14 protein-coding genes are annotated in these 13,137 nt (G+C 64.6%); 5 read left to right on the top strand and 9 right to left on the bottom strand.

Annotation, left to right across the window (positions count from 1 at the left end; translation table 11 throughout):
• Positions 1 to 6 precede the first annotated feature (6 nt).
• Positions 7 to 942 carry an inositol monophosphatase family protein gene (locus tag DES47_RS04715; protein WP_133699472.1) on the bottom strand — a complete coding sequence of 312 codons (936 nt, stop codon included), beginning with the start codon at positions 940 to 942 and terminating at the stop codon, positions 7 to 9.
• Positions 943 to 1,047: 105 nt separating this feature from the next.
• Between DES47_RS04715 and DES47_RS04710 the strand changes: the two genes are divergently transcribed.
• Together DES47_RS04710 and cysE are read left to right on the top strand one after the other, a co-directional pair.
• Positions 1,048 to 1,779, top strand: coding sequence for an RNA methyltransferase (locus tag DES47_RS04710; RefSeq protein ID WP_133699471.1), 732 nt, complete (start codon positions 1,048 to 1,050; stop codon positions 1,777 to 1,779).
• 85 nt (positions 1,780 to 1,864) lie between these two features.
• Positions 1,865 to 2,632 carry a serine O-acetyltransferase gene (gene cysE / locus DES47_RS04705; protein WP_133699470.1) on the top strand — a complete coding sequence of 256 codons (768 nt, stop codon included), beginning with the start codon at positions 1,865 to 1,867 and terminating at the stop codon, positions 2,630 to 2,632.
• Here cysE and mog read toward each other — a convergent pair.
• Both mog and yjgA read right to left on the bottom strand, forming a co-directional pair.
• Complete coding sequence (mog, locus tag DES47_RS04700; RefSeq protein ID WP_133699469.1) at positions 2,625 to 3,230, bottom strand: molybdopterin adenylyltransferase; 606 nt, start codon at positions 3,228 to 3,230, stop codon at positions 2,625 to 2,627. The two genes, cysE and mog, sit on opposite strands and share 8 nt — an antisense overlap.
• Positions 3,223 to 3,795: a ribosome biogenesis factor YjgA gene (gene yjgA, locus DES47_RS04695; RefSeq protein ID WP_133699468.1), complete on the bottom strand. Its 573-nt coding sequence runs from the start codon at positions 3,793 to 3,795 to the stop codon at positions 3,223 to 3,225. Before yjgA ends, mog begins: the two co-directional genes overlap by 8 nt.
• Positions 3,796 to 3,928: 133 nt before the next feature.
• Between yjgA and pmbA the strand changes: the two genes are divergently transcribed.
• Positions 3,929 to 5,329, top strand: coding sequence for a metalloprotease PmbA (pmbA, locus tag DES47_RS04690; RefSeq protein ID WP_243748154.1), 1,401 nt, complete (start codon positions 3,929 to 3,931; stop codon positions 5,327 to 5,329).
• A gap of 138 nt (positions 5,330 to 5,467) precedes the next feature.
• Entirely contained in the window at positions 5,468 to 6,550 is a 1,083-nt protein-coding gene (locus DES47_RS04685; protein WP_133699724.1) for a TRAP transporter substrate-binding protein, read from the top strand.
• Positions 6,551 to 6,703: 153 nt separating this feature from the next.
• Here DES47_RS04685 and DES47_RS04680 read toward each other — a convergent pair whose 3' ends face one another.
• The 6 genes from DES47_RS04680 to DES47_RS04655 all read right to left on the bottom strand — a co-directional run bounded on the left by DES47_RS04680 (position 6,704) and on the right by DES47_RS04655 (position 11,699).
• A complete protein-coding gene (locus DES47_RS04680; protein ID WP_133699466.1) occupies positions 6,704 to 8,431 on the bottom strand; it encodes a TRAP transporter large permease in 1,728 nt (575 codons plus the stop codon).
• Between the two features lie 13 nt (positions 8,432 to 8,444).
• Positions 8,445 to 9,038, bottom strand: coding sequence for a TRAP transporter small permease subunit (locus DES47_RS04675; protein WP_133699465.1), 594 nt, complete (start codon positions 9,036 to 9,038; stop codon positions 8,445 to 8,447).
• Positions 9,039 to 9,199: 161 nt separating this feature from the next.
• Positions 9,200 to 9,541 carry a protein tyrosine phosphatase family protein gene (locus tag DES47_RS04670; RefSeq protein ID WP_133699464.1) on the bottom strand — a complete coding sequence of 114 codons (342 nt, stop codon included), beginning with the start codon at positions 9,539 to 9,541 and terminating at the stop codon, positions 9,200 to 9,202.
• Positions 9,542 to 9,557: 16 nt separating this feature from the next.
• Positions 9,558 to 10,004, bottom strand: a complete 447-nt coding sequence (locus DES47_RS04665; RefSeq protein ID WP_133699463.1) for a GatB/YqeY domain-containing protein — start codon at positions 10,002 to 10,004, stop codon at positions 9,558 to 9,560.
• Positions 10,005 to 10,101: 97 nt separating this feature from the next.
• A complete protein-coding gene (rpsU, locus tag DES47_RS04660) occupies positions 10,102 to 10,314 on the bottom strand; it encodes a 30S ribosomal protein S21 (protein WP_104301834.1) in 213 nt (70 codons plus the stop codon).
• A gap of 176 nt (positions 10,315 to 10,490) precedes the next feature.
• Entirely contained in the window at positions 10,491 to 11,699 is a 1,209-nt protein-coding gene (locus DES47_RS04655; protein ID WP_133699462.1) for a BaiN/RdsA family NAD(P)/FAD-dependent oxidoreductase, read from the bottom strand.
• 395 nt (positions 11,700 to 12,094) lie between these two features.
• Here DES47_RS04655 and DES47_RS04650 point away from each other — a divergent pair, with 395 nt between their 5' ends.
• Positions 12,095 to 13,126 carry a GGDEF domain-containing protein gene (locus DES47_RS04650; RefSeq protein WP_243748153.1) on the top strand — a complete coding sequence of 344 codons (1,032 nt, stop codon included), beginning with the start codon at positions 12,095 to 12,097 and terminating at the stop codon, positions 13,124 to 13,126.
• Positions 13,127 to 13,137 lie beyond the last annotated feature (11 nt).

Below are 13,137 nucleotides of genomic sequence, written 5' to 3'. Positions count from 1 at the left end.
CTCTGATCAGGCCAGGTCGGCCTTGCGCAGGCGAACCGGGGCTTTCTTTTTCGGGTCGGCTGCGGCGGCAACTGCAGCGGCGGCCGTCTGTTCCTCGGCCTTGGCCTCGGCGGCAGCTTCTTCTTCCTTGATCACGCGGGTGTAGGGCGCCAGCGTCTGCACCAGCTGGCCGTAGATGCGCGGGTTGGCGGCCACCACTTCGCGCTGGTACAGATAGTCTGATTCGCCGGTGAAGTTGCCGACCAGGCCACCGGCCTCGGTGATGATCAGCGAGCCTGCGGCCACGTCCCAGGGCTGCAGGCCGGTTTCGAAGAAGCCGTCGTAGTAGCCGGCGGCCACATAGCAGAGGTCAAGGGCTGCCGCGCCCGGGCGGCGCAGGCCGGCGCACTGCTGCATCACCTCCTCGAACATCTTCACGTAGCGCTTGAAGTTGTCGCCCTTGCGGAAGGGGAAGCCGGTGCCGATCAGCGCCTCGGCCATGCGCACGCGCTTGGACACGCGCAGGCGCTTGTCGTTCAGGTAGGCGCCACGGCCCTTGGAGGCATAGAACAGGTCGTTGCGGGTCGGGTCATAGACGACCGCCTGCTGCACCTGGCCGCGGAAGGCCAGGGCGATCGACACGGCATACACAGGGAAGCCGTGAATGAAATTGGTGGTGCCGTCCAGCGGATCAATGATCCAGACGTATTCGCTGTCGGCCGAGCCGTGCTCGCGGCCCGATTCTTCGGCCAGGATGCCATGGCCCGGGTAGGCGGTCAGCAGCGTTTCGATGATGACGCGCTCGGCGGCCTGGTCCACCTCGGTCACGAAGTCGTTGGGCGACTTGGTGTTGACCTTCAGCAAGTCCAGATCCATAGACGCACGGTTGATGATGGAACCTGCCGCGCGCGCTGCCTTGATGGCAACGTTGAGCATGGGATGGAGTGCGGCTTGAGTGGACATGCGTATAACCTGCAGGCGTTGGGAGTCGGGACTTGGCGGAGGAAAAGAGCGGGTCGCTAGCCTCAAGCTAGGGATAATGCTGATTTTACCTTGCCGGCAAAGCCCTTGAGCGTCGATTCCACACGATTCATCCTGGTTCAGACCAGCCACCCCGGCAATGTGGGCTCGGCCGCCCGGGCCATGAAGGTGATGGGCTTCGGCGATCTGGTGCTCGTCAGGCCCCGTTTTGCCGATGTGCTGAGCCAGGAGGAGACCATCGCGATGGCCAGCGGCGCGGCCGACATCCTGGCCCGGGCGCGCATCGTCGATAGCTTTGAAGAGGCGCTGGACGGCGTCAGCTACCTCTGTGCCACGGCGATGACGCCGCGTGACTTCGGCCCGCCGACCCATGCACCGCGCGCGCTGTTCCCCGAGCTGGCGGCCAGCGGCCAGCGTGTTGCCTTCGTGTTCGGCTCCGAGCGCTATGGCATGAGCAATGAGGACGTCTACCGCTGCCACGCGGTGCTGAGCATCCCGACGAACCCGAGCTATGGCTCCTTGAACCTGGCCCAGGCGATACAGCTGATCTCGTACGAGTGGCGCCAGGCCTTGGGCAGTTTCGAGGTCGAAGGGCGCACCGCCGAAACCAAATTCGCGTCGGCGGCTGCCGTGCAGGGGCTGCTGGAGCACTGGCAGCAGGCCCTGGTCGAGATCGACTTTCTGGACCCGGCCGCGCCGAAGAAGCTGATGCCGCGGCTGAACCAGTTGCTCAATCGCGCCCAGTTGGCCGACGAAGAGATCCACATCCTGCGCGGCATTGCCAAGGCGATGGTTAAAGATCGCGGCAAGCCCGGTTGAGCTCAAGGGCATTGGGCTGGCCCGGACGGCGCACAAAACCGGTTGCTACACTGCCCAGCCCGCATCAGACCAGAGGAAGCCCGCCGTGTTTGCGCGCCTCAGAGAAGACATTGCCTGCATCCTCGAACGTGACCCGGCCGCGCGCTCGTCATGGGAGGTGCTGACCTGTTATCCGGGTCTGCATGCGCTGCTGATGCACCGCTGGGCCAATGCCTGCTGGCGCCATGGCTTCCACTGGTGGGGCCGCTTCATCTCGAACTTGGCGCGCTTTCTGACCGGCATCGAGATCCACCCCGGCGCGACCATAGGCCGGCAGGTGTTCATCGACCACGGCATGGGCATCGTCATCGGCGAGATGGCCGAGATCGGCGATGGTTGCACGATCTACCAGGGCGTGACCCTGGGCGGCACCTCGCTGGTCAAGGGCGCCAAGCGCCACCCGACCCTGGAGGCCGGCGTGATCATCGGCGCCAATGCCTGTGTGCTGGGCGGCTTCACCGTCGGTGCCGGGGCGCGCGTGGGCTCTGGTGCGGTGGTGACACGGCCGGTGCCCGCGGGTGCCACGGCCGTGGGCAACCCGGCGCGCATCATCGAGGCGCAGGCCGACGCGAAGCGTGAGGAGGTGGCCGCCAAGCTGGGTTTCTCGGCCTATGGCGTGACCCAGGGCGATGACCCGGTGGCCCAGGCGATGAAGGGGCTGATCGACAACGCCTCGGGCCATGAGCACCAGATCGCGCTGCTGTGGCAGGCGATCGCGCAGCTGTCGGAGGCCGGTAAACCAGATTGCGTGCCCAAGGATGCGCAGAAGGACGAGTCCTTCGACGCGGCGCGCCTGACCCAGCTGGTCAAGTAGCGCCAGGCACTGCCTTGGGCCGGATCGCCGACTTCGGCCTGAAGGCCTTGACCACCGCCTCGTCGGTTTCGAGGTAGGGCGCGCCAATCAGGTCGAGGCAGTAGGGCACGGCGGCGAAGATGCCGGGCACCGGCGGCGTGGCCTGGGGCAGGCCTTCCAGGGTCTCGGCAATCGACTTGGGCTGGCCGGGCAGGTTGATGATCAGGGCCTGCTTGCGAATCACCGCCACCTGACGCGACAGAATGGCCGTCGGCACGAAGTTCAGGCTGATCTGGCGCATCTGTTCGCCGAAACCGGGCATCACCTTGTCCGCCACGGCCAGGGTGGCCTCGGGCGTGACGTCGCGCAGCGCGGGGCCGGTGCCGCCGGTGGTCAGGACCAGCTGGCATTGCGCCTGATCGACCAGCTCGATCAAGGCGGCGCTGATGCCGGCCTGCTCGTCCGGAATCAGCCGGGTTTCGAAGGTGATCGGATTGCGCAGTGCGCGCGTCAGCCAGTCGCGCAGCGCGGGCAGGCCCTTGTCTTCATAGACGCCGCTCGAGGCGCGGTCGCTGACCGAGACCAGGCCGATGCGCACCGGCTCGTACGCGTCACTCATCGCCGGGCTCGTCCTGTTCTTGTTCGCCGCCGGCCGCCTCGATCTGCGCCTGCTTGATCAGCTGGAACAGCTCGCGGTAGGCGCGGCCGCTGCGCTTCTCGGGTACCAGCGACGCGTCCTTGCGGGCCGAGCGCACGACGCTGCGCAGCTGCTGCGCATCGGTGGCCGGGAACTCGGCCATCCAGCGGGTCAGCGCGTCGTCGCTGGCGATCAGCTCGGCGCGCCAGCGTTCGGCCTCGTGCAGCTCCAGCGCGTTGCGGGCCACACCCAGCTTCATCGCCGCCACCGCCTCGCGTATCGGTTCGGCATCGGTGTGGCGCATCAGCTTGCCGATGAACTGCATCTGGCGGCGCTTGCCCTCGTGCGAGCGGGTCCGGCGGTATTCCTGGATCGCGGCCAGCAGGGTCTCGCTGAGGTTCAGCGGCGCGATGCGGCTGTCGGGCAGGCTGACCAGGTCCTCGCCCAGGGCCTGCAGCTCGTGCGAGGCCTGTTTCATCTTGGTCTTGCTGGGGCGTTCGTCGTCGAACGGGTTCTCGGACGCTTGATAGGTAGGTTGGCTTTTCATGGATTCGGTCAAGCGCCGGCTTCGCGTGAAGTCGGACAGGGGGCCAGCGGGGAGGGATGGATGATACCAAGCGAGCTTTTCCACGTTCTCCCTGGGTATGATGCCGCTTGATCCCATCGCTGCCCAGGCAACCATGTCACGACCCTCCAAGAAGACCCCTCCCGTTTCCTCGCGTGCCGACAGCGGCTTTGCCTGGTCTCCCGCGCAGTTCCAGCAGCTGGTGGACGATGCGCTGGCCTATGCCAAGACCTTGGGCGCCAGTGACGCAGCGGCCGAGGCCTCCGAAGGCGTGGGCCTGTCGGTGTCGACCCGCAAGGGCGAGCTGGAGAACGTCGAGCGCAACCGCGACAAATCGCTGGGCGTGACCGTCTATCTGGGCCAGCGCCGCGGCAATGCCGGCACCTCGGACTTCTCGCGTAAAGCCTTGGAAGACACGGTGCGCGCGGCCTACGACATCGCCCGCTTCACCGCCGAGGACGAGATGGCCGGCCTGCCCGACGATCAAGACCTGGCCCTTGACCCCAAGTTGCGCCCTGACCTGGACCTGTTCCACCCCTGGGCGATTACCGCCGAAGAGGCGGCCCGGATCGCCATGCGCTGCGAGGCCGCGGCCTTTGGCGTCGACAAGCGCATCACCAATTCCGAAGGCGCCGGCGTGTCGGCGCAGCAGTCTCACTTCATCACCGGCAATTCGCGTGGCTTTCGCGGTGGCTATGCCAGCTCGCGGCATTCGCTGTCGGTGGCACCTATCGCCGGGCGTGGCAACGGCATGCAGCGCGACGCCTGGTACAGCTCGATGCGCGACGCGCAGGAGCTGGCCTCGCCCGAGGCCGTGGGCCGCTACGCTGCCGAGCGCGCGCTCTCCAGGTTGAAGGCCCGCCGCGTGCCCACCGGCGAGGTGCCGGTGTTGTTCGAGTCCACCGTGGCCGCCGGGCTGCTGGGTGCCTATGTGCAGGCCACCAGCGGTGGCGCGCTGTACCGCAAGGCGACCTTTCTGGTGGACTGCGTGGGCAAGCAGGTGCTGGCCCCGCACATCGATGTGGCGGAGGATCCGCATCTGCTCAAGGGCAAGGGCAGCTCGCCGTTCGATGACGAGGGCGTGATCACCCGAGCACGAAGCGTTGTCCAGGCCGGCGTGGTGCAGGGCTACTTCCTCTCCACCTATTCGGCCCGCAAGCTGGGCCTGCGCACCACGGGTCATGCCGGCGGCTCGCACAATCTGAGCCTGACCAGCCGCCTGACCGCGCCGGGCGATGACCTGGAGGCGATGCTGCGCAAGCTGCACCGTGGCCTGTTCGTCACCGAGCTGATGGGGCAGGGCGTCAATTACGTGACCGGCGACTACTCGCGTGGCGCCAGCGGCTACTGGGTCGAGAACGGTCGCATCCAGTACCCCGTGGAGGAAATCACCATCGCCGGCAATCTGCCCGATATGTTCAAGCAGATCGTTGCCGTTGGCGCCGATCGCTACACGCTCGGCACCAAAACCATAGGCTCCGTTTTGATCGAAAAAATGAAGCTGGCCGGAAGCTGACGGAAGGCTTACAACGCAGGCCCAGCTGAGGCCTTCGCAACGGCTATTCGCCCTGGGTTTTCCCCGCTAGGTCCGGGTCGGGGCAACCCTAGAATCTGGTTCGCTCAATGTTTTCATCCCCCAAGGAGTGCCCTCATGATGGAACGCCGTTCCTTTGTTAAACAAGCTGGTCTGGCCGGTGTTTTGGCCGCCGGTGTCGCGCCTGCCGTCGTGCACGCTCAGGCCAATATCCGCTGGCGTCTGGCCTCGAGCTTTCCCAAGTCCCTCGACACGATTTTTGGCGCATCCGATGTGTTCGCCAAGAAGGTTTCGGAAATGACTGGCGGCAAGTTCCAGATTTCCGTGCATGCCGGCGGCGAACTGATGCCCGCCTTCGGTGTGGTGGACGGCGTGCAGAACGGCACCGTCGAGATGGCCCATACGGCACCGTACTACTTCTTCGGCAAGGACGAAACCTTCGCCCTGGGCTGCGCCATCCCCTTCGGCCTGAACAGCCGCCAGATGACGGCCTGGATGGTGGAGGGCAATGGCCTGAAGCTGATGCGCGAGTTCTACAAGCAGTACAACATCGTCAACTTCCTGGGCGGCAATACCGGCGCCCAGATGGGTGGCTGGTACCGCAAGGAAATCAAGTCCCTGGCCGATATCAAGGGCATGAAGATGCGCATCGGCGGCTTCGCCGGCCGCGTGCTGGAGCGCATGGGTGGCGTGCCGCAGAACATCCCCGGTGGCGAGATCTACCAGGCGCTGGAGAAGGGCACCATCGACGCCGCCGAGTGGGTGGGACCTTACGATGATCAGAAGCTGGGCTTCAACAAGGTTGCGCCGAACTACTACTATCCTGGCTGGTGGGAAGGTGGTCCGCAGTTGGACTTCTTCATCAACAACAAGGCGTTCGAGGCGCTGACGCCGGAGTACAAGGCAATCGTCGAAGCGGCCACCGCGGTCGCTCACACCGATATGCAGGCCAAGTACGACGCGAAGAACCCGGCCGCACTGCGTCAGCTGGTCGCCGGTGGCTCCAAGCTGTTCCGCTTCCCCAAGGACGTGCTGGACGCGGCCTTCAAGGAGTCGATGGCTGTCTATGCCGAACTGTCGGCCAAGAACCCGAACTGGAAGAAGGTCTACGAGGACTACTCGGCCTTCCGTCGCGAGCAGAACCTGTGGTTCCGCTTTGCCGAAGCCGGCTTCGACGACTTCATGCAGTCGCAAAAGCTCTGAGCTGAGCCACGGGGCCTGGTGCCCCGCTCTGCTTACTGGTTCCGGGCCCCGTTCGCCGAAGCGTTCGGGGCCCTCTTCTTTTGGCGCCGCAAAAAAGAAACCGCGACCTTCACAGGTCGCGGTTCATATTGAGGCTCGCGTCGCCTCGGCCGCTCAGGGCTTGACCTCCGATGCCGGCGCCGAGGCGCCGCCGGCCGGACCGAACAGGGCGTTGGCGTCCATCTCGGTCTGGTCGGTGTTCTGCGGCTGGGCCTCGATCACCACATTGCTGGTGTCCAGGTCGGCCGCCTTGCCCAGGCCGCCCGAAACCAGGTTCGGGAAGGCGATGATCAGCGCCACCATGACGATCTGGATCAGCACGAAGGGCACCGCACCCCAGTAGATGTGGCCGGTGCTGACCTTGCCTATGGTGCGGCCGGTGAGCTTGTCGATGTAGTCGCTGGCCGGTGCCACGCTGCGCAGATAGAACAGCGCGAAGCCGAATGGCGGATGCATGAACGAGGTCTGCATGTTCACGCCGAGCAGCACGCCGAACCAGATCAGGTCGATGCCCAGCTTCTCTGCCACCGGAGCCAGCAGCGGCACGACGATGAACGACAGTTCAAAGAAGTCCAGGAAGAAGGCCAGCACGAAGATCAGGATATTGACGAAGATCAGGAAGCCGATCTGGCCACCCGGCAGGCCGGTCAGCAGGTGCTCGACCCAGACCGGGCCGTCAACTCCCTGGAAGGACAGGCTGAAGATCGTCGAGCCGATCAGGATGAAGACCACGAAGCAGGCCAGCTTGGTGGTCGAGGTCAGTGCCTGCACCATCAGCTTGTACGAGATACGGCCGCGCGCCAGGGCCATCAGGAAGGCACCCAGCGCCCCCATGGCGCCACCCTCGGTGGGCGTGGCAATGCCCAGGAAGATCGTGCCCAGCACCAGGAAGATCAGTGCCAGCGGAGGGATCAGCACAAAGGTCACCCGCTCGGCCATCTTCGACAGCAGGCCCAGGCGCAGCAGCTTGTTGAGCACCGAGGCGATGAAGGCCAGGCCGACGCCCACCGACATGGCCACGACAATGGTTTCATCGGTCGGCACGCTGGCCACGACTTCGCCTTTGAAATAGCTCACCACCTCAGCATAGTGCTGGCCGAAGTAGACCGCTGCGGACGTTGAGGCCAGTGCCAGCAGGCCCAGCGACAGCAGACCGCTCTTGCCGTTGTCCTCGCGGATCGAGCGGGCCTCCAGCGGCAGTGCCGGTACCCACTGGGGCTTGAAGATGGCCACACCGATGATGTAGGCCACATACAGGCCGGTCAGGATGAAGCCGGGCAGGAAGGCGCCCTTGTACATATCGCCGACGCTCTTGCCCAGCTGGTCGGCCAGGATGATCAGCACCAGAGAGGGCGGGATGATCTGCGCCAGGGTGCCCGAAGCGGCAATCACGCCGCTGGCCACCCGTCGGTCATAGCCATAGCGCAGCATGATGGGCAGCGAGATCAGGCCCATCGAGATCACCGAGGCGGCGACCACGCCGGTGGTGGCCGCCAGCAGCGCGCCGACAAAGATGACCGCGAAGGCCAGGCCGCCGCGGATCGGACCGAACAGCTGGCCGATCGTGTCGAGCAGATCCTCGGCCATGCCGGAGCGTTCCAATATCAGCCCCATCAGGGTGAAGAAGGGAATGGCCAGCAGGGTGTCGTTGCGCATGATGCCGAAGATCCGCAAAGGCAGCGCCTGCATCAGCGAGGCCGGCAGCACCCCCAGTTCAATGCCGATGAAACCGAAGAACAGGCCACAGGCACCGAGGCTGAAGGCCACCGGAAAACCCATCAGCAAGAACACGACCAGCCCCGCAAACATGATGGGGGCCAGATTGGCAGCAATGAATTCCATGTGTGGCGCTCCCTCAGGCTTTCGACTTTTCTGCCTGCTGGCGGATCGCCTCGGCAAGTTCTTCTTCGGCCGTCATGGCCACCGCTTTTTTCGTCGGATCCTCGATCAGACCCTGCAGAAACGCCAGACGCTTGATCAACTCGCTGATGCCCTGCAGCATCAGCAGGCCAAAGCCCAGCGGTATCAGCGCATAGACCGGCCACAGGATCAGGCCGCCGGCATTCGACGACATCTCATTCGAGTGGTAGCCCTGCAGGAAGAACGGAATGCCCAGGTACAGGATGGTCAGGCACACGGGCATCAGGAAGACGACGAAGCCGAACACATCCACCCACATCTGCACCCGCTTGGAGAAGCGGCCAACAATCACGTCGATGCGCACATGCTCGTTGTTCAGCAGCGTGTAGCCGGCCGCGAGCAGGAAGGAGGCCGCGAACAGGTACCACTGCACCTCGAGAAAGGCATTCGAGCTGTAGTTGAAGACCTTGCGCACGATGGCGTTGACGGCGCTGATGACGGTGGAGGCCAGCACCAGCCAGATCACCCAGCGGCCTATGAATCGATTCAGCCCGTCAATGAGGGCAGACAGTTTGAGTAGTGGCGACACCAATATCTCCTGGGTACTTGCTTGTTGTCATGGTCGAAGGCCGCGCTGTCGTGCGCACAGCGGCCTGCCATGTCGGAATGTAAGAGCCAGGGACTGAATGCAGCCTTAACGATGACCCGACCTAGGGGAAGTCCTAGGTCGGGCGCTGGCGAACGATCGGCTCAGCGCTGAGTCGCCGCCGCGTACAGCTTGGTCGAGCGGGCACCCGAGCGGCAGAACGCCAGAATGGGGCGGGGCAGGCTGTCCAGCAGTGCCCCGAACTGTGCAATCTCCTCGGGGGACTGATAGGCGCCGTTGACGGGTAGGTAGCGATACTGCAGGCCCGCGGCATGGGCCGCCGCTTCCATCTGCGCGCTGGTCGGTTGATCCGGTCCGCCCTCGAAGTCAGGGCGGTTGTTGATCACGCTCTTGAAGCCCTGATCGGCCAGCGCCTGCATGGCCGCAGCGTCCAACTGTGGGGCGACGCAGACGTCGGCGGCGATTCGATTGATAGTGACTTGCATGCTCAAACCGGGCCTGTCAGTTGCTGAGTGCCTTCTTGACGGCCGCCGAGACCAGGCCCATATCGGCCTTGCCGGCCAACTTGGCCTTGACCTCGCCCATCACCTTGCCCATGGCGCCAGGCCCACTGAGGCCCAAGCCAGCCACGATGGCGGCCACTTCCGCGTCGATCTCGGCGGCGCTCAGGCGCTGCGGCAGATAGGCTTCCAGTACCAGCAGCTCGGCGCTTTCCTTGTCGGCCAGGTCCTGGCGACCGGCGGCGCTGAATTGGCTGATCGAGTCCTTGCGCTGCTTGATCAGCTTGTCGACGATGGCGATCAGCGCCGCGTCATCGACGACCACTCGCTCATCGACCTCTTTTTGTTTGACCGCGGCCAGCAGCAAACGGATGGTGGAGAGGCGGGCGCTGTCCTTGGCGCGCATCGCGTTCTTCATGTCTTCGGTGACTTGGTCTTTCAGGCTCATGGTGTGCTTTCAGGTGCTATGTCGAGGACGCGCAGGCAAAGAAAAAGCCCGCCACGGCGTCCCGTGCGGGCTTTATTCTGCGTGAAGCGCTGACGAATCAGTACAGCTTCTTGGGCAGCTGCATGCTGCGCACGCGCTTGAAGTGGCGCTTGACGGCGGCTGCCTTCTTGCGCTTGCGTTCAGCGGTGGGCTTTTCATAGAACTCGCGTGCGCGCAGTTCGGTCAGCAGACCCAGTTTTTCAATGGTGCGCTTGAAGCGGCGCAGTGCGACGTCGAACGGCTCGTTCTCTTTGACGCGAATCGTGGTCATGAAAAGGGAAATCCTTCAGTTGTGCGCTCGGTGTTCGCTCGGTAGGTTTTCTACCATAAAGCGGAATTTCCGGAATCCGCTTCCGAATCGACGCGCGGGGTTTGCCAGCAAAGAGCGGGATTATAGCCCTGTTTTTGCACTATTGCCAAGATGAGCCACTGGGCGCAGCCAGGAACTCACTGCGCAGGCAGGGGCAGGGCGCGAGCGCAGGCCGCCGCGCTGGCCCAGGCCCACTGGAAGTTGTAGCCGCCCAGCCAGCCGGTGACATCCACCACCTCGCCGATGAAATGCAGTCCAGGCACCTTCTGACTCTCCATGCTTTGCGAGCTCAGCTCGCGGGTGTCCACGCCGCCCAAGGTGACCTCGGCCTTGCGGTAGCCCTCGGTGCCATCGGGCTGCAGCTCCCAGGCGCGCAGGCGCTGGGCCAGGGCCTGCAGATCCCTGTCCTTGGCCTGTGGCATGGCCAGACTGGCGTCGAGCCGCTGCAACTCCAGCCAGGCCTGGGCCAGACGCTGGGGCAGGTGGGCCGCCAGCTCGTTGCCGAGCTGCCGGCGCGAGGTGGACTTGGCGGCCAACAGCATTGCTGCAAGATCCTGGTTGGGCGCCAAATCTATCGTCAGCGGCTGGCCCTCGGCCCAGAAACTCGAAATCTGCAGAATCGCCGGGCCACTGAGGCCGCGGTGGGTGAACAGCAAATCCTCGACAAAATGGCCCCGCGCCTTGCCCTTGCCGGTGCTGACCTCCACATCCAGGGACAGGCCCGCCAGATTGGAAAAAGGCCCCCAGGCCGCCGGAGCGAAGGTCAGCGGCACCAGGCCCGGGCGCAGCGGCACGATGCGATGGCCGAACTGCTGGGCCAGTCGGTGGCCCCAGTCGCTGGCGCCGATCTTGGGGATCGACAGGCCGCCAGTTGCCACCACCACGCGGGTGGACTGCACGGCGCCGCGGTCAGTGTCGAGCTCGAAGCCGGCCTCGGTCTTGCGCACCGCGGCCACACGACAGGGTTGCCAGCGTTGCACGCCGCCCTGTTCGCATTCGCTCAGCAGCATGGCGATCAGTTGCTCGGCCGAGTGGTCGCAGAACAGCTGACCCTTGTGTTTTTCATGGAAGGCAATGCCATGACGCTGCACCAGGGCCACGAAGTCGGCCGGCGTGTAGCGGGCCAGGGCCGAGCGGCAGAAGTTTGGGTTTTCGGACAGGAAGTTGGCCGGCGCGGCTTCGCGATTGGTGAAGTTCGCCCGTCCGCCTCCGGAGATGCGTATCTTTTCGGCCAGCTTGTCGGCGTGATCGATCAGCAGCACGCGCAGGCCGCGCTGGCCGGCGATGCCTGCGCAAAACAGGCCGGCAGCGCCGGCACCGACCACGACCAGATCAAACCGGGTCATGGTTCAGTCGGACCTGCAAACAGGAGAACGGGAACTTTGGCCGGGATTGATGGATCATTCGCATCGCCTGATTATCAGGCCCCCTTCAACCGCCCGAGCAAAGGCCTCGATCGCGCCGCTCAGCGTGCCTGTCAAGCAATTGCAGAATGCCAAAATCCGGCAAAAGCATTGCATTTCGCACGCTCGAGGCCGGGTTTTCAAACTTTTCCCAAATGCACCCCTTTTGCGGGCTGAAACCTTGCAGGGCTTGGATACCATCGCTCTGTTGCCTTCAATTTAGGGGGGAACCGTTACAGAAAGCCCTTTGGCACTTGAACTGCTGGGACGGGCGCAGGAACATAGAGCATCCCCCTGCGAGACCCATTCCAACGGCTTTGCCAAGTTGAAAACACTCAATGGACCACCTCGCAAGCCTGCGCACTGACCACCCGACGACCACGGACGATCTGGCATCCCTGCTGGACGCCATGGGTTCGCAGAATGCCGAGGCCGTCTCGCTGATGCAGGCCCTGCTCCAGGCAGCCGGGGGCGTGCTGCTGGTCAAGGCAGTGCAGACCGGTCGCTATGTCTTCGGCAGCGAAGGGGCAGCTCAGCTGTTTGACCGTCCGCTGGAGCAGTTGCTCGGCGCCAGCGATTCCGAGTTGATGAGCCCCGACGAGGCGAGTGCCATGCGCAAGGCCGAGCAGGCTGTGCTGGCCCAACGTTCGCAGGTGCTGAGCGAACACAAGTTGGAGCGCGATGGCCGCAAGCGCGAGTTCACCGTCACCCGGCTGCCACTGGGCGCAGGCCATCTGGGCGCCGTGTGGGTGAATCGCACCCAGGAGCGGCTACAGGACGCTCTGCTCAAGCGCGCGCTGGAGCAGTTGGAGCAGCAGCAGGCCGCCAACGAGCAGATGCGGCGGGAGTTGCAGCTGGGCAGCGGCAGGGATGCGACCACAGGCCTCTATCTGCGTGCGCAGTTTGAAGACCAACTGCGCCGGGAGGTCGATCTGTCCACCCGCGAACATCGCGAGTTTGCCTTGGTGTTGATCGCCCTTGACCCGCCCAGTGCGGCAGCGGCGGCCTTGGGTGAGATGGCGCACCTGAGCCTGCTCGAAGGATTGGGGCGGCTGCTGCGCAACAACACCCGGGCGATGGATGCCTCCTGCCGTGTTGGCGACGAACAGTTCGCCGTGCTGCTGTCGGGCGTGGGTTTGGCCACGGCCCATGCCCGTATGGAGCAACTGCGCCGGCAATGCGCCAGCCAGATCGTTGTGCTGCAGGGGCAGGATCTGGGCATGTCGGTGTCGATGGGCGTGGCAAGCTTCCCGCACACGGCCTCCAGCCAGGAAGAGTTGATGCAGGCCAGCGAGTTGGCGCTGCAGGATGCCCAGCGCCGGGGCGGCAATCATGTGGCCCTGGCGACGATACGCTTCGAGCCGGTCTGATTCGGCCCGCA

It is taken from the genome of Roseateles toxinivorans (genome assembly GCF_004362525.1).
In the GTDB taxonomy this organism is placed as follows: domain Bacteria; phylum Pseudomonadota; class Gammaproteobacteria; order Burkholderiales; family Burkholderiaceae_C; genus Paucibacter; species Paucibacter toxinivorans.
The sequence above is the reverse complement of the archived record's forward strand: the minus strand, read 5'-3'. Positions and strand labels throughout refer to the sequence as shown.